General features: G+C 62.9%; 17 protein-coding genes and 1 tRNA gene. 8 read left to right on the top strand and 10 right to left on the bottom strand.

The window, feature by feature from the left end:
* The 4 genes from rplK to WG921_RS06070 form a co-directional block, all read right to left on the bottom strand.
* Positions 1–429: a 50S ribosomal protein L11 gene (rplK, locus tag WG921_RS06085; protein WP_340108314.1), complete on the bottom strand. Its 429-nt coding sequence runs from the start codon at positions 427–429 to the stop codon at positions 1–3.
* A gap of 103 nt (positions 430–532) precedes the next feature.
* On the bottom strand, positions 533–1,066 hold the full coding sequence (nusG, locus tag WG921_RS06080) for a transcription termination/antitermination protein NusG (protein ID WP_340108313.1): 534 nt from the start codon (positions 1,064–1,066) through the stop codon (positions 533–535).
* A 153-nt stretch (positions 1,067–1,219) separates the two neighbouring features.
* On the bottom strand, positions 1,220–1,417 hold the full coding sequence (secE, locus tag WG921_RS06075) for a preprotein translocase subunit SecE (RefSeq protein ID WP_340108312.1): 198 nt from the start codon (positions 1,415–1,417) through the stop codon (positions 1,220–1,222).
* Positions 1,418–1,444: 27 nt separating this feature from the next.
* Positions 1,445–1,520 (bottom strand) — tRNA-Trp (locus tag WG921_RS06070).
* Between the two features lie 579 nt (positions 1,521–2,099).
* Between WG921_RS06070 and wecB the strand changes: the two genes are divergently transcribed.
* The 4 genes from wecB (at position 2,100) to WG921_RS06050 (ending at position 7,285) form a co-directional block, all read left to right on the top strand.
* Positions 2,100–3,176 carry a non-hydrolyzing UDP-N-acetylglucosamine 2-epimerase gene (wecB, locus tag WG921_RS06065; RefSeq protein ID WP_340108311.1) on the top strand — a complete coding sequence of 359 codons (1,077 nt, stop codon included), beginning with the start codon at positions 2,100–2,102 and terminating at the stop codon, positions 3,174–3,176.
* Positions 3,121–4,467 (top strand): UDP-N-acetyl-D-mannosamine dehydrogenase, encoded by a 1,347-nt coding sequence (wecC, locus tag WG921_RS06060; RefSeq protein WP_340108310.1) that lies wholly within the window; start codon positions 3,121–3,123, stop codon positions 4,465–4,467. The genes wecB and wecC overlap by 56 nt, the downstream gene beginning before the upstream one ends.
* 14 nt (positions 4,468–4,481) lie before the next feature.
* A complete protein-coding gene (locus WG921_RS06055; RefSeq protein WP_340108309.1) occupies positions 4,482–6,113 on the top strand; it encodes a glycosyltransferase family 4 protein in 1,632 nt (543 codons plus the stop codon).
* A gap of 230 nt (positions 6,114–6,343) precedes the next feature.
* A complete protein-coding gene (locus tag WG921_RS06050) occupies positions 6,344–7,285 on the top strand; it encodes a ring-cleaving dioxygenase (RefSeq protein WP_340108308.1) in 942 nt (313 codons plus the stop codon).
* 26 nt (positions 7,286–7,311) lie between these two features.
* Here the strand turns inward: WG921_RS06050 and WG921_RS06045 are convergent, their stop codons facing one another.
* Both WG921_RS06045 and WG921_RS06040 read right to left on the bottom strand, forming a co-directional pair.
* A complete protein-coding gene (locus tag WG921_RS06045) occupies positions 7,312–7,929 on the bottom strand; it encodes a glutathione S-transferase family protein (protein ID WP_340108307.1) in 618 nt (205 codons plus the stop codon).
* 328 nt (positions 7,930–8,257) lie between these two features.
* On the bottom strand, positions 8,258–8,923 hold the full coding sequence (locus WG921_RS06040) for a GntR family transcriptional regulator (RefSeq protein WP_340108306.1): 666 nt from the start codon (positions 8,921–8,923) through the stop codon (positions 8,258–8,260).
* Between the two features lie 686 nt (positions 8,924–9,609).
* Here WG921_RS06040 and WG921_RS06035 point away from each other — a divergent pair.
* Positions 9,610–10,404: an SDR family oxidoreductase gene (locus WG921_RS06035; protein WP_340108305.1), complete on the top strand. Its 795-nt coding sequence runs from the start codon at positions 9,610–9,612 to the stop codon at positions 10,402–10,404.
* Between the two features lie 16 nt (positions 10,405–10,420).
* On the opposite strand, the gene WG921_RS06030 is transcribed toward WG921_RS06035, so the two are convergent.
* Genes WG921_RS06030 through WG921_RS06020 form a run of 3 tightly spaced genes read right to left on the bottom strand, consistent with a single transcriptional unit; the run spans position 10,421 to position 13,234 of the window.
* Positions 10,421–11,698 (bottom strand): TRAP transporter large permease, encoded by a 1,278-nt coding sequence (locus WG921_RS06030; RefSeq protein WP_340108304.1) that lies wholly within the window; start codon positions 11,696–11,698, stop codon positions 10,421–10,423.
* Complete coding sequence (locus tag WG921_RS06025) at positions 11,688–12,170, bottom strand: TRAP transporter small permease (RefSeq protein ID WP_340108303.1); 483 nt, start codon at positions 12,168–12,170, stop codon at positions 11,688–11,690. The genes WG921_RS06030 and WG921_RS06025 overlap by 11 nt, the downstream gene beginning before the upstream one ends.
* Positions 12,171–12,214: 44 nt before the next feature.
* Positions 12,215–13,234, bottom strand: a complete 1,020-nt coding sequence (locus WG921_RS06020) for a TRAP transporter substrate-binding protein (RefSeq protein ID WP_340108302.1) — start codon at positions 13,232–13,234, stop codon at positions 12,215–12,217.
* Between the two features lie 152 nt (positions 13,235–13,386).
* Between WG921_RS06020 and WG921_RS06015 the strand changes: the two genes are divergently transcribed.
* From WG921_RS06015 to WG921_RS06005, 3 genes are read left to right on the top strand one after another with little or no spacing between them, the layout of a single operon-like run.
* The gene (locus tag WG921_RS06015) at positions 13,387–14,826 is read left to right on the top strand and encodes an amidase (RefSeq protein ID WP_340108301.1); all 1,440 of its coding nucleotides are present in this window, start codon (positions 13,387–13,389) and stop codon (positions 14,824–14,826) included.
* A 13-nt stretch (positions 14,827–14,839) separates the two neighbouring features.
* Positions 14,840–15,214, top strand: coding sequence for a RidA family protein (locus WG921_RS06010; RefSeq protein WP_340108300.1), 375 nt, complete (start codon positions 14,840–14,842; stop codon positions 15,212–15,214).
* Between the two features lie 23 nt (positions 15,215–15,237).
* The gene (locus WG921_RS06005; RefSeq protein ID WP_340108299.1) at positions 15,238–15,528 is read left to right on the top strand and encodes a putative quinol monooxygenase; all 291 of its coding nucleotides are present in this window, start codon (positions 15,238–15,240) and stop codon (positions 15,526–15,528) included.
* A 171-nt stretch (positions 15,529–15,699) separates the two neighbouring features.
* Here the strand turns inward: WG921_RS06005 and WG921_RS06000 are convergent, their stop codons facing one another.
* Entirely contained in the window at positions 15,700–17,181 is a 1,482-nt protein-coding gene (locus WG921_RS06000) for an amidase (protein WP_340108298.1), read from the bottom strand.
* Positions 17,182–17,250 lie beyond the last annotated feature (69 nt).

Genomic DNA, 17,250 nt, shown 5'->3' with positions numbered 1-17,250 from the left:
TTACCCCTTGACCTCGATGCCCATGGACAGGGCGGAACCGACGATGATCTTCATCGCCGCCTCCACGTCGGTCGCGTTCAGGTCGCGCATTTTCGTCTCCGCGATCTCGCGCACCTGCTTGACCGAGACCGAGCCCGAAACGGAGCGCCCCGGGGTCTTGGATGCGGATTTGACGCCCGCCGCCTTCTTCAGGAGAAAGCTCGCCGGCGGCGTCTTGATCTCCATCGTGAAGGACTTGTCCTGATAGTAGGTGATGATGGTCGGGCACGGGGCGCCGGCCTCCATCTCCTGCGTCTTGGCGTTGAACGCCTTGCAGAACTCCATGATGTTGATGCCGCGCTGACCGAGCGCCGGGCCGATGGGCGGCGAAGGGTTCGCCTTGCCCGCGGGCACCTGGAGCTTGATCACGCCGATCTTCTTCTTGGCCATTCCGGCCTCCTTTCCATTCCGCCCCGCGGGTCGCGACCCCGGAGCTTACGGTGAGCGGTGCGGTCCGAGGGGCGCGCCCCTCTCGCCTCCCGCGAGCGGCCGCTCAGGTCTGCTTGACGACCTGGGCGTATTCCAGTTCGACCGGCGTCGGCCGGCCGAAAATCGAAACCATCACCTTCAGTCGGGCGCTGATCTCGTCGACCTGCTCCACCATGCCGGTGAAGCTCTCGAACGGGCCGTCGGTGACGCGGACCTGCTCGCCGACCTCGAAGGCGATCTTCGGCCGCGGCCGCTCCGCCCCCTCCTCGACGATATTGAGAAGCTGATTCACTTCCGAATCGCGCAGCGGGCTCGGTTTGCCCTGCGGGCCGAGAAACCCCGTGACGCGGTTGGTGTCGATGATGTGCAGATAGGCGCGGTCGGTCATCTCCATCTTCACCAGGACATAACCCGGCATCAGGCGGCGCTCCGCCTTCACCTTCTTGCCGCGGCGAATCTCCATCACCTCTTCGGTGGGGACGAAAATCTCTTCGATCTCGTCGGTCAGCCCCTGCTGCTCGACGGTCTCGCGCAACGTTTCCGCCACGCGCTTCTCGAAATTCGAAAACACATGCACGGCATACCAGCGTTTGGCCATTCTTTGTCGCCGCCTCTCCGCTTTGCGCTCTTCGCGCCAGCGCCCCGCGGGGCTCAGTCGCGCCATCTTTAAACTGAAACGGCGCGCGTTGCGAATCTACGCGCGCCTCTTCATTCCGGAAGCAACGCGAACTAGCCGCCGTATCCGATCAAGTCAAGCGCCGATCCGCAGAATCTGGTCAATCCCGAAGCCGATGATCATGTCCGAGAAAAAGAAGAACAGCGCGGCGAGCGTCGCCATTATGAACACCATGATGGTCGTCACAATGGTTTCCTTGCGAGTCGGCCAGACGACCTTCGCCGTCTCGGCCCGGACCTGCTGGATGAACTGCGCAGGATTCGTACGCGCCATATCGCCGCCTTTCCTCATCGCCGACGCTGGCAGGGGCGGAGGGTCTCGAACCCCCGACCTACGGTTTTGGAGACCGTCGCTCTACCAACTGAGCTACACCCCTAGCGTGGGCAGGTGCGATCTAAGGGGAATCAGGCGTCGATGCAAGCGCCGGCGCGTCCGATCCCGGCGAGGCCTTCCGTATCGCGGATCAGACGCAGCACATCCGCCACGCCGCCGACATCTTTCCCTTCAGATACCCGCCGCCCCGCCACTGACGGCCGGCGCGGAACGAATCTGAACGGCCTCGGCCATTCCAATCGTCAAGATGCGGCCTTTCACCTTCGCAGAGAAAGATTTTCACGCCACCGCAACGCCGATCCCATCGAAATCTCGATATACCAACCTACAGCACCACTCATATATGAATTACTTATCATATAAAGTGACATTTATATTTATAACAAGGCCATTAAGTCGCCCTTCTACTAAACAATACAAACCTTCATACGAAACAGTCTTTTCATATGCTGATCCGTTGACGGCTCACGCGCGAGCGATGTAATGACGATCAGGCCGAAACAGGATCGAACGCCTTCATCTTCATTCCCGAATGTGACATGAGAATCGCGATTTGCGCTCCACGGGAAAACCAGCCTTGAAGATCATGTGCGTTTTCGGCACCCGACCGGAGGCCATCAAGATGGCTCCCGTGGTTCGCGCCCTGCTCAAGGATCATCGCTTCGAGAGCTGTCTTTGCGTCACCGCCCAGCATCGGGAGATGCTCGACCAGGTGCTCGACCTCTTTGGCCTGACATCCGATTTCGATCTTGACGTGATGCGGCCGGGGCAGGATCTGACCGACCTGACGACCGGGATCATGACGGGCATGCGCGGGGTGTTCGCGGCCCGCCGGCCGGATGTCGTGCTTGTCCACGGCGACACGGCGACGACGCTGGCGGCGTCCCTCGCCAGCTACTATCAACGAATTCCGGTCGGACATGTGGAGGCGGGTCTGCGGACCGGCGATCTCTATTCGCCCTGGCCCGAGGAGGGCAACCGAAAGCTGACCAGCGCGCTGGCGGCGCATCATTTCGCGCCGACCGCCGGCGCGCGCGCCAATCTGCTTGCGGAAGGCGTCGACGGCGCGAAAATCGCCGTCACCGGCAACACCGTGATCGACGCGCTGCGCCTCATGGTCGGCAGGATCGGGAACGACGGCGCGCTCAGGGCCCGGCTGGAGGCCAGCTTCAACTACCTCCCGCAGGAGCGCCGCGTGCTTCTGGTGACCGGCCACCGGCGGGAAAGCTTCGGCGGCGGCTTCGAGCGCATCTGCGACGCGCTCGTTCGGATTGCGGAGGCCCACCCGGACATCGACATCGTCTATCCGGTTCACCTCAACCCGAATGTTCAGGGCCCGGTGACCAGATATCTCTCCGGCGTTCCCAACATTTTCCTGATCGCGCCTCTCGATTACCCCGACTTCGTCTATCTGATGAACCGCTCGCACGCGATTCTCACCGATTCAGGCGGCGTGCAGGAGGAAGGGCCTTCGCTTGGCAAGCCCGTTCTGGTAATGCGCGACACCACCGAGCGCCCCGAAGCCGTGGAGGCCGGCACGGTCCGGCTGGTCGGCACCGACGTCGCGACGATTTGCGCCGAGGTCGACTCGCTCCTGACCGACGCCGCCGCCTATGAAAGGATGAGCTTTGCGGAGAACCCCTATGGCGACGGACACGCGAGCGCCCGGATCCTCGACTATCTCGCGGCCCGCGCCTGAGCGCGGCCCGGCGCCGTTCAACACGATCGCCGTCGTCGGCCTCGGCTATATCGGGCTCCCGACCGCGGCGATTTTTGCGGGGCGCAAGATCAGGGTGATCGGCGTCGACGTGAACATGGACGCGGTCAATGCGATCAATGGCGGCGAGGTTCATATACTGGAGCCGGAATTGGGCGAGATGGTCCGCTCCGTCGTCGCCGATGGGTTCCTTCACGCCACGAACAGCCCCGAGCAGGCGGACGCCTTCCTCATCGCCGTGCCGACGCCGTTCAAAGCCGGCTCGGACGGCGACGGCCGCCAGCCCGATCTCAGCTATATCCGCGCCGCGTGCCTCTCGATCGCGCCGGTGCTGAAACCCGGCGATCTCGTGGTTCTCGAATCGACATCGCCCGTCGGCGCGACCGAACAGATGGCGCGCTGGATGGCGGAGGCCCGGCCGGATCTCAGCTTTCCGCAGCAGGCGAGCGAAGCGTCGGATATTCGCGTCGCCCATTGCCCGGAGCGGGTGCTGCCGGGCGATGTGCTGCGCGAATTCGTGCGGAACGACCGGGTTGTCGGCGGCATGACGCCGCTCTGCTCACGAAAGGCGGCGGCGCTCTACAAGCTGGCCGTCGAGGGCGACTGCATCGTCACCACCGCCCGCACCGCGGAGATGACCAAACTCACGGAGAACAGTTTCCGGGACGTGAACATCGCCTTCGCCAACGAGCTTTCGGTCATCTGCGACGAGCTTGAGATCGATGTCTGGGAATTGATCGGCCTCGCCAACCGGCATCCGCGCGTGAACGTGCTTCAGCCGGGGCCGGGCGTCGGCGGACACTGCATCGCGGTCGACCCCTGGTTCATCGTCAGCCGCTCGCCGGAAACCGCCCGGCTGATCCGGGCGGCGCGGGAAATCAACGATGCGAAGCCGGGCTGGGTTCTCGACCGGGTCCGGAAAGAGATGGAGCGACAGCTCACGGCGAAACCGGGCGCCGCGCGGCGCGATCTGACGGTCGCCTGCTACGGTCTGGCGTTCAAGCCGGATATCGACGATCTGCGCGAGAGCCCGGCGCTGAACATCGTCCGCGACCTCTGCGACCAGCACGAGGGCCGCATTCTGGCGGTCGAGCCGAATATCGACACATTGCCTCTCAGCCTCGCCAGAGCGGAAAAGGCCGACATCGCCTCCGCGATCGCAGAGGCGGACATTCACGTCATCCTCGTCGCCCACAAGCAGTTCCGGGCGATCGACAGGGCGCGCTGGCCCCGCAATGTGATTGACGTCGTCGGCCTCACCGGCCGCGCTTGAGCGGCGCCGATCCGATGCCCCCCTCACGGTTCCCCGGGTTTCTCAGTCGGTTGTTTGGCGCGCCCGCCCGCCGGGCGGCGGCTGATCCGCGCCGGTTCGAAGCCGTTGCGCACTCCGCGGCGGCGCTGCAGGTCCGCGGCGAAATCCGGGCGGCGGCGGCCCTCGCCGACGCCGCATTCGAAACGGGCGCGGCCACGGAGGCCGGCCGCGCGCTTTTCGACGCCGCATGCCGCGCCGGCGCCGGGGCGCTCGCGCATGAATGCGCGACCCGGCTCGAGGCGCGGCTCGCGGAGGCGCCCGACGCCGAACTCGGCGCGGCTGTCGCAAACATGAAAAAAGCGCATCATTACACCCTTGGGCTGATCAGCCGCCTTGAGGCCGGGTCAAGGCGGGCCGCGCCGGCGCCGGGGCGGCTGGCCTATGTGCTCCAGAGCAGCCTGCCTTATATAAAAAGCGGCTACGCCACCCGCGGTCACGGCCTGGCGCAGGGGCTGCGGGCGCGCGGGCTCGACGTGATCTGCGTCACCCGCCCGGGGTTCCCGCAGGTCGTCGAAGCGCTCGGCGCGCCTTCGGACGCGCCGGCGGCTGATGAGGTCGACGGCGTCGCCTATCTGCGGACGCCGCCTGCGGGAAAGCCGCACAAGCCGGGCTATCTCGCCCGCGCGGCGGACATTCTCGAGACCACGCTCGCCGCGCAGCGGCCCGAATGGGTGATGGCCGCATCGCCCTATTGGAACGCCCTGCCGGCGCTGATCGCCGCGCGGCGGCTGGGCCTGCCGTTTTTCTACGAAGTGCGCGGGTTCTGGGAGGTGACGCGGGCCTCGCTCGAGCCGGAATACAAGGAGCGCAAGATCTACGGCGAGCGCCGCGAGCTTGAAGCCGCCGTCGCAAACGCGGCCGACCATGTCTTCACCCTCACCGACGCGATGCGGCGCGAACTGGCGGACCGCGGCGTCGCGCTCTCCGGCGTCTCTCTCCTGCCGAACGCCTGCGACGGCGCCAGATTTCACCCATCGCCCGCCGATCCCTCCCTGCGAACGCAATGGGGACTGCCCGCCGATACGCCGATCATCGGTTATGTCGGCTCGTTCGAAGCCTATGAAGGGCTCGACGATCTGATCCGCGCGGCCGCGCTGGTCAGGGCGCGCGGGCGGGTCTTCCGGCTGCTTCTCGTCGGCGGCGAAAACCCTGCGGCGCCGGACAGCGGCGCCCTGACGCGCATGCTGGACCAGGTCGCGGCTGAAGAGGGCATGGCTGACTGGATCGTGAGAACCGGCTCCGTGCCGCATGAACAGGCGCGCGCATTCTACGATCTGATCGACATCGCCGCCCTGCCCCGAAAACCGATGCCGGTCACCGAAATGGTCTCCCCGCTCAAACCGCTTGAGGCGATGGCCATGGAGAAGGCGATCCTGGTCTCCAGCGTCGACGCATTGACTGAAATGGTCGAGGATGGCGTCTCGGGCGTGATTTTCGAGAAGGGCGATGCGTCGGACATGGCCGACAAACTCATCGCTCTCATCGACGCCCCCCGCCTCCGGGCCGCGCTTGGGCGAAACGCCCGCGCCTGGGTGCTCCGCGAGCGGACATGGGACGCCGTCGCGGAACGGCTCGAACGCCGCCTCGCCGCGCAAGCCGGCGCATAGGGGTTTCGCCTCCGTCGGCCTGACGCGGTCCGCGGCGCTGCGAAAGAGCGCGGCGCGAGGCGCATGCTCCGACGCCAAGAAAGATTTCGATCTCATCGAGAGTGTGCCGCATAGTGCCCGGCGGTGGCGGCGAGTCGCCCGTTCGCAAGCGCCGAACGCCCTATCCGCCGCAGGGTTTCCGGCGCCGCCGCCGCGCGCGGGAGGGATCCGATACACGAAAAGAGGCCGCCATGGACCTGACCGGAATCCATCATCTGACGGCGATCACCGCCAATGCGCGCGCCAACAAGCGCTTCTACACCGAAACGCTTGGGCTGCGGCTGGTCAAGAAGACCGTCAATCAGGACGACACGTCCGCCTATCATCTGTTTTACGCCGACGGGCGGGCGACGCCGGGCACGGATCTCACGTTTTTCGACTGGCCGGCGGCGCCGCAGCGGCGCGGGACCCATTCGATCAGCCGCACCGGTCTACGCATCGCCGAGGAGAGCTTTGACTTCTGGGCCTCTCGGCTGCGCGATGCGGAGCTGACGCGCGGCGACGTCGTCATGCTGGACGGCCGCGCGACGCTCGATTTCGAGGATGCGGAGGGCCAGCGGTTCCGGCTGACCGCCGATGATGCGGGCGCGGCGCATCCATGGGGGCGAAGCCCGGTTCCCGCCGCACACCAGATCCGCGGGCTGGGGCCGATCACCATCTCGGTGGCTGATCTCGGGCCGACCGAGACGCTGCTGACGAAGGTGCTGAACATGCGCGCGGCGCACGCCTACGCCAGCCCCGACGGGGAAGGACGCGTGCATGTCTTCGAGATGGGCGCAGGCGGGCCGGCGGGCGAGGTGCACATCGCCGTTCAGCCTGAACTGCCGGTTGCGCGTCAGGGCGCGGGGGCCGTGCATCATGTCGCCCTCCGCACCCCGGACCCGGGCACGATCCACGAATGGACAAAACGCCTGAACGCGTTTCGCGTCGCCAACTCGGGCGAGGTGGAGCGGTATTACTTCCGCAGCCTCTATTTCCGCGAGCCGGGCGGCGCCCTGTTCGAGATCGCAACCGACGGGCCTGGCTTCGCCGTGGACGAGCCGATGGACGCCCTCGGCGAAACCCTCTCCCTGCCGCCCTTTCTCCAAGATCGCCGCGCCGAGATCGAAGCCGGCCTGAAGCCGCTCGACTGACGCCGGCGCCGTTCTTCAGCTCTGCGTCACGCCTCGGCTTCCTGGGCGAGCACCTTTCGGACCGCCGGATCGGCCGCGATCCGGTCATGCAACGCCTGCACATTGGGGGCCCCCTCCAGCCCCTCCGGCAGCAGCTTGATCGCCCAGCCAATCATAGGGAAAGCGTAGGCGTCGACCACCGAGCGGCCATTCAGGATCCAGTCGCGGCCCTCCAGATGGGCGTCGAGCAGGGCGAGGCGCGCTCGCACCAGGTTGCGCCCCGCGTCGACAACCGTCTGTTTCGCCGCGTCGCCGTCATCGGTGGTGTAGCGCTGGGGAAAGAAGATCGGCCAGAAGGACGCGTGCATGTCGCTGGTGAAGAAGGACGACCAGCGATGCGCGTCGGCCTCGGCGCGCGCGCCGTCCCCGCCCGAGAGCGCCGCGTCGGGATGCTTCCGGGCCAGGTAATCCAGGATCGCGCCGGCCTGGGTGAGCAGCCACCCGTCATCCTCGCGCAGGACCGGCACGCATCCAGCAGGGTTGACGGCCAGCAGCTCCTTCGAGCCGAACCCGACCCTGACCGCTTCGTAAGGCGCGCCAATCCATTCCAGAACAATATGCGGCGCCAGCGAACACGCGCCGGGAGCGTAGTAGAGCGTTGTCATGATATTCGCTTTCAATAAGCATCTTCAAGAAACAACATAGTCTGTCGACGAACTGACCTGCGTCCAATGACTATCTCGCGATCCGGCGCGGCTCGCCCAACTCCCCCGGATTCAGGGGAACGGCGTCACCGCCGGGACATGGCCGCGGAGCGGCTCATCGGATCGCCGCCGCCGGGCATAGGGCTCGGGAAGAGCCGAGTCCGCCCGCCATCATGGAAAATCTCTTCCGTCTCCCATGGCGCATCAGTTCGGCGCGACCAGCGAAGCTCCGGCTGGAGCGTCCGGACCAATGAGCCGAAGCATCGGTCTTCGAGAAACGGATCGGCGGTCAGCCCATGGTGATCTTGAACGCCTCGATGCTGTGGCGCATGTGAAGCCGGGCCACATATTCGGCCAGACCTTCCTCGCCAGAGAGGATCGCTTCGCCCATCATGCGATAGTCGGCGAACCTCTGCGCGTCCGGCACGAGGTTCGGCATCTGCAGCCGGGCGATCAGAAGCTGGAGCCTCGGCATGAGGCGGTCCAGCTCCTGATTGCCGCTAATATAGACGATGGTGTTGAAGAAAAGCTCCCGGTGCCGCACGGTTACATAGAATTCGGAGCTTCCCTCCAGCGCCAGCAGATCGCCGAGCCGACGCTGTAGCAGCTCACGGTTCTCACCGTTGTCGATGGCTTTGGCCGCCTGTCGAGCCGCAAGGCCGAGCATCAGCTCCAACGTCGCAAGCACGTCGAGCACTTCTTTATCAGACAGCATCCGGATCGAGGCGCCGCGGAAGCGATTGACCTGTATCAACCCTTCGCCGGACAGCCGACGGATGGCTTCGCGCACGGTGCCGCGGCCGACATTGAACCGTTCGGCGAGATCGGCCTCAAGCAGGCGCTGTCCTGGCGTGAGCTGACCGATTCTCACATCCTCGACGATTCCGTCGACCAAAGCATCTATCGTGCTGATGGCTCTCTTGGGAGCCACTTTGGGTGCTTCTTCGATTTGCATGAAGTCCGCTTATCTGTTTTCGGCGACCATCCTAGGGGATCTCAGCAACTCTTTCAAATACAATTTCGTACAACGAAAATAGACATAAACTACGCACGCTCAACCATCCCATACATCCCCCCACGAAAGAAGGTGTAGGCGATCCTTAATTGTAGGACATGAACGCGGATAACGCCATAACGGAAACCGCAAGAAACTGTGATCCTCTTGGCGTTGAATGTTTGAAAAACTCCGCCATACACGCGCTCCGAATAGCCGATGGATGTGATACGGATCGAGCCGCGGCGGGCCGCCGACGGCATTTGCTGTCTCTCGCACCGTTTTCATCGCCGTATTCCTCCAAACATTCGGCGTTTTGCCTGCAGCAACCCGCATGTAGACTCCCACAAAAATATTGTATACAATATTTACTGACAGCAACATGACCTATATGACCGGAACGCCGACGCAGGTTCGCCCGCCCCCATGCGCCGCCACCGCGCCATCGATCGGAACGTGAGCGGATAAATGCGCTAAAGCCCGCCGGAGAAGCGCTTTTCTACGCATGCCCGCATCGAAACCGGGTACAGTAAGGCGAACCCTGGCGCACCGGCTCCCACAGTCCATCGCGCCTAACCATGGATCGGACGCAGCGGGGGCTCCAGGCGGCCCGCATCGCATTATTTCACTAAAGAAGGGGGACAAGTATGGATCTCGGCATCAGCGGGAAACATGCATTGCTCATGGCGAGCACTCGTGGATTGGGCTTCGCAATCGCCCGCGCCCTGGTCAAGGAGGGCGTAAATGTATTCATCAGCGGCCGAAATGAGAGCCGGGTCAAATCCTCCTTGGCTGAATTGAATGCTCTCGGTTCGGCTCGGGCTGCGGGCCTCTGCTGCGACCTGGATGTCCCGGACAGTGGCGATGAACTCGTGGCCGCCGCAATGGATGCTTTCGGATCGATCGATATCGTCGTCCTCAACTCCGGGGGGCCGCCGATGGGCGGGGCCGTTGAGATCGAGGAGCACGCATGGCGCAGCCATTTCGAGTCGATGGTGTTGACGCCCATGCGGATCGTGCGCCGCTCCCTGCCCGGAATGCGCGAGCGAGGCTGGGGGCGGGTGATTGCGATTACGTCCTCAGGCGTGCCGCAACCCATTCCGGAGATGGCGCTTTCCAATTCCTTGAGGGCGGCGCTGACGAACTGGCTCAAGACCACCTCGAACGAGGTGGCGGCCAACGGCGTGACGGTCAACACCTTGATACCTGGGCGCATCGCGACAGATCGCGTCGCGGAACTGGAGACAGCGGCGGCCAAACGCGCAAATCTGAGCGTCGAGGAGATCCACCGTCAGGAGATCGCCACCGTTCCGTCCGGCCGTGAAGGCGAAACCGAAGAATTCGCCGCTGCGGCCCTATTCCTGGCGAGCCGCCAGGGGGGCTATTGCACCGGCGGCGCCATACGCGTCGATGGCGGCATGATCAGGTCAACCATGTCCTGAGCCCGATTGCGAACGCCTATCGCAGCATGTGCGGCAGGGTCAACGAGATCGCCGGGATGTAAGTGATCACCAGCAGCGCGATAATCGACGTCACGATAAAGGGCAGAATCTCGCGCACCGACTCGTTAAGCGGCACCCCGGCGATCCTTGAAGTCACAAAGAGGCATATCCCCAGTGGCGGCGTAATGATTCCTATCATTATGTTGGTGACGATAACGACCCCGAAATGAATGGGATCGAACCCCGCCACTTTCGCCAGAGGCAAAAGGATCGGAACGAATATTATCAGAGCCGCGAACCCATCCAGGAACATGCCGACGACAAGAAGCGTGATATTGACTATCAATATGATAACGATCGGATCGTCGGTCAGCGACAGCATCCCCTCCGTCAATGACTGAGGTATCTTCTCCGCCACCAGAATGAAGGAAAGGATGCTCGCCGCGCCGATCAGCAGGAGGATTTCTCCAATCCCCTGACCGACCTCCAACGCACAGCGGCCGATGCTCTTCACGCCCAAAGCGCGAAACGCCAGCCCTAACATCAGCGCAAAAGCCACCGCCGCCGCCGCGCCTTCCGTGGCGGTGAACGCGCCCACGCGAATTCCGCCCACAATGATGACCGGCAGCACGAGCACAGGGAGCGCCTGAACGCCGGTGACCGCGACCCTGCGCGCGACGAACCGCTCCTCGACCGGGAATCCGCGACGTCTGGCTATGAAGTACACCAGCGTCATCTGCATGACGATAATCAGGATCCCCGGCACGATTCCCGCCAGGAACAGATCGATGACAGAAGCGCCGGCGAGAACCGCATAGAGGATGAACACGACGCTCGGCGGTATGATCGGCCCGACGATCGATCCGGCCGCAGTCACCGCCGCCGCGAACGCCCGGGGATACCCGCGCTCCGCCATCTTGGGGATCAGAAGACTGCCGACAGCCGACGCGTCCCCGATGGCGGATCCGGAGATGCCCGCCATCAGCATGTTCGTGGACAGATTGACCATCGCGAGCGAGCCGCGGATATGACCGACGAGAGCCTGAGACAAGTTCACCAGTCGCGTCGTCAATCCTCCGGAATTCATGAGCTCGCCAGCCAACATGAACAATGGCACCGCCAACAGGAGGAACTGATCCATCCCGTTGAACAGGCGTTGCATGATCAGTTCCGGAGGCCAGCCCCGGAGGAATATATACGCCGCGGAGGGGAGCCCGATGGCCACGGCGATTGGCGTGCCGCAAACCAGGAGCACCGCGAAGAGAGAAAGGAGTGCGGCAAACTCAACGCTCATGATGAACCCGCCGTGGAAAGGCGCGAAGCCAACGAAGCGACAGGCGGATCAGTATTCCGCCGGCGACAACCGGGTAAACGATGTAGACCCACCACAACGGGATCTGAGCCGCCGACGACATTCCCGTGGTTTGACTGAGCACCGATACCTTAAGCCCCAACCATAGAATCAGAAGAAAGAAAATCACCGTCGCGGTTTGAGAGATGACGCTAGCGACCAGACGAATTCCTGGATGCCGCACTTTGGACAGCACGTTGAAACTGATGAAGTCGCCCGTGCGCAGATGCCCCACCAAACCGAGGAGGCCGGCCCAGATCATTGCGAATGTCGCGACTTCTTCAGACCACGGCAGCGAAAAGTTGAGAACGTACCGTGAGAAAAACTGTGAGAAGACGAGGCCGGAAATAAACAGGATTCCGAGCACGACCAGCGCATCCAGCAGCTTCTCAAGCCCGCTGAGGATATAAGCCATCCGCGTCAGCCCTGATGATCCCGGCCCCGGTCGCCGTTCGCGGCTCAGCGAGCTTGCTCGGTGGCCGCGAGCCAGGCGTCCAGTTTTTCTTGCGGAACCTGGTTGGCCACATCCTCCAACACTGGCGGCTGGGCCACCTCCCTGAACTTCGCCATCTGCGCGGCGTCCAGCTCAATCACCTCGACGCCAAGATCGCGGAGCTGTTGCTCGGCCTCTTCGACGTCACGCTGATTTATGTCGCGCTCCTCTGACGTCAGCTCCCGCATGGTCTGCTGGACGATGTCGCGAAGATCCTCCGGCATCGCGTCAAAGCGCTTCTTGCTGCCGAGGACGATGACAGAGTCATAGATGTGGTGCGTTAGCGTAACCTGCTGAATGACCTCATGAACGCCAGTCTGCGTGAACAGATAGCTTGGGATCTCCACACCATCCACCACTCCTTGCTGCAGCGATGTGAAGACCTGCGCCCACCCCATCGGCGTCGGATTCGCCCCCAGCGCCCTCCAGGCGGTGATGTGCAATGGCGCTTCCATGGTGCGCAACTTCAGATCGCTTACGCCGGCGACACCGCTTTCCAGCGGTTTGGTCGTCCCGAGATTTCGATATCCCTGCTCCCAAATGGCGAGCCCGACCAGCCCCGACCCTTCCAGGTCCGAGAAAATCAGCGTTTCGCCGACTGCGTCCACGACGTTGCGCGCATGCTCGATGTCGTCAAACTGGAACGGGATGTCCAAAAGCATGAAAGCCGGGTCAAACCCAGCGGCGACGCCATTTGGAATGGCGACAATCTCGATCGTGCCGAGTTGGAGACCTTCCACGCCTTCGCGTTGACCGGCCAGCTGACTCGAGTGAAAGACGCTGACCTCCAGCCGCCCTTCCGAGCGCTCCTCCGCCAGCTCCTTGAACTTCTCAAGCACCACATGGATCGGGTGCTTCGTGTTGGCCGCATGAGAGATCTTGATCTCGAACGTCTCTGCGATCGCATCACCCGATTGCATGAACATCGTCATGCAACCCAACGCTATAGCGGCCGACGCCGCGCGCACCTTACCTTTATACGCCATTTCACTCCCCCTTGATGATCTTCCGATGTTTAGTTACCATCGTGTCTTACAATTTGTTATTTAGCTACCACGACGCCCAACGTCCTGTCTACAAATTCTTCCGATCTGCCTTAATATCGTCCGACGAAACCCCCAGCCAGAGGTCATCAGCCATGACGGAGCTGCCTGATTACACCGCCGTCGAGCTCGTCGATTTGTACAGAAGACGAGAGGCGTCTCCGCTTGAAGTTGTGGACGCGGTCTTGACTCGCGTTGACGCGATGGAGCCCGTTCTGAATACATACGCCGCTCGTGATGATCGCGCGGCGCGGGCGATGGCCAAGGCGTCGGAGCAGCGCTGGGCGCGCAACGCCCCGCTCAGCCCGCTCGACGGCGTACCGGTGTCGATCAAGGATCTGGTGCTCACCCGGGGCCTGCCGACCGGGCGCGGGACAATCACGACCTCCCCGGACCCAGGCGGCGAAGACGCGCCCATCGCAGCGCGGTTGCGCGAGAGCGGGGCCGTAATCATGGGCAAGACCACCGTCTCGGAGCTTGGCTGGAAGGGCGTGGGAGATAACCCCGCAACGGGCGTCACGCGGAACCCTTGGGATCCGGAGCGCACACCTGGCGCGAGCAGCGCCGGCGCGGCCGCGGGCGTCGCCGCCGGACTGGCGACGTTGGGCACGGGGAGCGACGGAGGCGGCTCGATCCGCATCCCCGCGAGCTTCTGCGGGGTTTACGGGCTCAAGCCGACCCACGGAGCGGTGCCATCATGGCCGCCCAGCCCGGTTGGCTCGCTCTCCCACCTCGGACCATTGACGCGCTGCGTGGATGACGCCGTTCTGGCCATGAACCTTATCGCCCAACCGGACAGCCGCGACTGGACGGCTTCGCCAAGATGGATGAATGAGTTCGACGGGGAGCCTGAGTTTGAGCTACGGGGGCGGCGGATCGCGTTTTCACCCACCCTTGGGTACGCGAAAGTGGATCCGGAAGTCGCTGAGATCGTGCAGTCAGCGGCGCGCGCATTTGAAGAGATGGGCGCTCATGTTGAGCTGGTGGAGGAGGTGTTCGAGGACCCCATATCCATATACCGGCCGCTATTTTTGGCTGCGTACGCGCACTTTACTGAAACATGGGATGAAAAGCGCCTGTCCCTCCTGGACCCCGGCCTGCGGGATGTCGTGGACGCAGGGCGCCCTGTCGATATCAGCGCCTATTTGCGCGCGGTCGGCGATCGAGAGCGCTTTGCGACCTCTGCGCAGAGGTTCTTCGATACGTTCGATCTCCTGCTGACGCCAACCATGCCTGTCGTTGCGCTCCCGGTCGGGATGGATACGCTGGAGCCCACCGAAAGCGTGCCAAGCTGGCTGGATTGGAACCCCTTTACGTATCCGTTCAACCTCTCCCAGCAGCCCGCCGCAACCCTGCCCTGCGGCTTCACCGCCGAAGGTTTGCCTGTCGGCCTGCAAATCGTGGCGGCCAAACATCGCGACGCCCTCGTGCTCAACGCCAGCCGAGCATTTGAGAGCAGACACCCGTTCCGCATGCCTGATCCGAATGAGGTTCAGGCCAGACTTTTACAGTTCCAGAACAGCAACGAAGAGTGAGGGGAGAAGACAGATGACGACCACCAAACAGTGCTATGGCGGCGCGCCCGGCCTGCCGCTATCAGCGGCGGTTCGCGCTGGCGATCTGATATTCGTATCCGGCCAGATGCCGCTTGATGACAACAACGAAGTGGTTTCCGGCAATATTGAGACCCAGACGCGCGCCACGCTGGAACGCCTGAAGAAAACGCTCAACCTCGCCGGGGCGGAACTCTCCGACGTTGTCAAGGTAACGGTGTGGATCGCCGATCCGCGTGATTTCACCGGCTTCAACAAGGTGTATAGTCAATATTTTTCTTCCGACGCCCCCGCGCGCTCTACGGTACGAAGCGATCTCGTCTACGATGTGCGCCTCGAAATCGAAGCCGTCGCTTATAAGGCGTCTTGAGCCAGCCGCTTGAAGGAACAGACATGTACGTGATCACAGTGGAATTGGACGTGCTTCCCGATTTCAAGGAAAACTACCGCACGGTGATTGAACAGCAAGCAAAGACATCCGTAGAGCGCGAAGACGGCTGTTTGAAGTTTGAAGTGTCGATCAGCGAGGATGACCCGAACCGTTTTCTGCTCTACGAAGTGTACAAGGATAAAGAGGCGTTCAAGACGCACATCGAGCAGCCACATTCGAAAGAAAACGGCGCAAAAACCAAGCCATGGATCAAATCTCAATCCGTCCGCACATGGCTTCAGCCGGCCGCGTAGGAAAAGGCCTTCCCGACGTCATCGCTCCGCCGATCAGACTTCGCCCGCCCCGCACGGCGGGCGCCTTCCACACGGGACGATCGGCAATCGGTGACGACAGGCGGCGCGCGCCCTGAAACCGTTGAGGAGACGGCGGCGCGCTTTCGCCGGGGGAGCCCGATTCGCTGCAAATCAAGTCTTCGCCGTACGCGTGCCCGGCGTGTCGACCTCATAGTCCAGCCTCCCTTCCGGCCGGCGTATGGGCCGCCTCTCGAAATGTTGGGGACAGGCGCGTGCGTAACTCGCCGCCGCAGCCAGAACCTTGTCGTCCCGAAGGCGGTGGCCAACGATCTGCAAACTGATCGGAAGCCCTGATTTGGAGACGCCGCACGGCACAGAAATCGCCGGCAGGCCGACCAAGCTGAAAGCGTAAACGCCAAGAAACACATCGTAGTAGTTTTCAACTTCCACCCCACCTATGTGATTTGGAAGAGGTTGATCGATACGGAATGGAAGCGCGCCGATAGTCGGCGTCAAGATGAATTCGTATCTCTCGAGGAAATTGCGCACCCGATGCCAGTATGCCGAGCGAAGGCGCTCCGCCCGCGCGACGCTTGCGAGCGATTGGCTGGCCGCGCCCTCTATCTGGTTCACCAATTGCTTCGTCAATTTTGGAGCATGTTCCTCCAGAAGCTCCGAAAACCGACCAATCACTCCGAAGCTCCGCGTTCCCGCGATGATGTCCCGAATGTCGCTTGCGTCGAAACATGCCTCTTCGACGATCGCGCCCTGCTGGGTGAAGGCGGCGGCCGCCGCCCGCACCGCCTCGGCGACCTCCGGATCGACAGGCATGACGCCGCCAAGATCCATACAGAGAGCAATCTTGCGTCCGCGCAATGGCGAGCCGTCCCGGGCCGCCACAATATAGTCCGCATCGGGATCCGGCAGACTGCTCGGATCACGATCATCCTGGCCCGCAAGGATAGACAGCATCAATCCCAGATCTCTGACCGTGCGGGCCAGCGGCCCCTGAACATGCGCGACGAGCGTATCCCAGGCGAATTCGGCCGGATAAACCGGAACGCGGCCGGGGCTTGGGCGCAGACCCGAAATGCCGCCCCACGCCGCCGGAATTCTGATGGAGCCGCCGTGATCGGTTCCCAGCCCGATCGGGGCCATATCGGATACGATCGCAGCCGCAGTTCCTCCGCTGGATCCGCCTGCGCTGACAAATGGATCGAGCGGATTTCGGGTGAGGCCGAAGATCCTGTTGGTCGTATTCACGTCCGTGGCGAATTCGGACGTATTGGTTTTTCCCATGAGGATCCCGCCGGCGGCCTGCAAACGCTCGACGACGATAGCGCTCTCTTTCGGTACATTGGTTTCATGAACAAGTGAGCCGAAGGTCGTCCGCAATCCGGCCGTCGGAATATTGTCCTTGACGACGAAAGGCACGCCTTCCAGCGGCCGCGCCGGCGCACCTGCAGCCAACCGATCGTCTGCGTCCTTCGCCTGCGTCAGAGCATCGTCATTGAACGTAACGACAGCATTTATACCCTCATTGAGGTCAGCCGCCCGATCTTGAAAGGCGGAGCAGACTTCGCTGATCGAAATCTCGCCCTTGCCGACGCGCCGTGCAATTTCGGTGGCGTCCAAATCAGTTAATTTACTCACGCTCAGTGTTCCTTGAGATAGGAGATTGCTTTGCTCGCGCCCCGTCTTCCGCCGAAGACAGCGCGGATC

This window comes from Paludibacillus litoralis (genome assembly GCF_037646705.1).
Lineage (GTDB): Bacteria > Pseudomonadota > Alphaproteobacteria > Rhodobacterales > Rhodobacteraceae > Pikeienuella > Pikeienuella litoralis.
This window is presented reverse-complemented; position numbering and strand designations above follow the sequence as displayed.

Bases quoted from the DNA above. Each gene is read 5' to 3' on its own strand.
- rplK (WP_340108314.1), bottom strand. From the start codon at position 429: ATGGCCAAGAAGAAGATCGGCGTGATCAAGCTCCAGGTGCCCGCGGGC.
- nusG (WP_340108313.1), bottom strand. From the start codon at position 1,066: ATGGCCAAACGCTGGTATGCCGTGCATGTGTTTTCGAATTTCGAGAAG.
- secE (WP_340108312.1), bottom strand. From the start codon at position 1,417: ATGGCGCGTACGAATCCTGCGCAGTTCATCCAGCAGGTCCGGGCCGAG.
- wecB (WP_340108311.1), top strand. From the start codon at position 2,100: ATGGCTCCCGTGGTTCGCGCCCTGCTCAAGGATCATCGCTTCGAGAGC.
- wecC (WP_340108310.1), top strand. From the start codon at position 3,121: ATGGCGACGGACACGCGAGCGCCCGGATCCTCGACTATCTCGCGGCCC.
- WG921_RS06055 (WP_340108309.1), top strand. From the start codon at position 4,482: ATGCCCCCCTCACGGTTCCCCGGGTTTCTCAGTCGGTTGTTTGGCGCG.
- WG921_RS06050 (WP_340108308.1), top strand. From the start codon at position 6,344: ATGGACCTGACCGGAATCCATCATCTGACGGCGATCACCGCCAATGCG.
- WG921_RS06045 (WP_340108307.1), bottom strand. From the start codon at position 7,929: ATGACAACGCTCTACTACGCTCCCGGCGCGTGTTCGCTGGCGCCGCAT.
- WG921_RS06040 (WP_340108306.1), bottom strand. From the start codon at position 8,923: ATGCAAATCGAAGAAGCACCCAAAGTGGCTCCCAAGAGAGCCATCAGC.
- WG921_RS06035 (WP_340108305.1), top strand. From the start codon at position 9,610: ATGGATCTCGGCATCAGCGGGAAACATGCATTGCTCATGGCGAGCACT.
- WG921_RS06030 (WP_340108304.1), bottom strand. From the start codon at position 11,698: ATGAGCGTTGAGTTTGCCGCACTCCTTTCTCTCTTCGCGGTGCTCCTG.
- WG921_RS06025 (WP_340108303.1), bottom strand. From the start codon at position 12,170: ATGGCTTATATCCTCAGCGGGCTTGAGAAGCTGCTGGATGCGCTGGTC.
- WG921_RS06020 (WP_340108302.1), bottom strand. From the start codon at position 13,234: ATGGCGTATAAAGGTAAGGTGCGCGCGGCGTCGGCCGCTATAGCGTTG.
- WG921_RS06015 (WP_340108301.1), top strand. From the start codon at position 13,387: ATGACGGAGCTGCCTGATTACACCGCCGTCGAGCTCGTCGATTTGTAC.
- WG921_RS06010 (WP_340108300.1), top strand. From the start codon at position 14,840: ATGACGACCACCAAACAGTGCTATGGCGGCGCGCCCGGCCTGCCGCTA.
- WG921_RS06005 (WP_340108299.1), top strand. From the start codon at position 15,238: ATGTACGTGATCACAGTGGAATTGGACGTGCTTCCCGATTTCAAGGAA.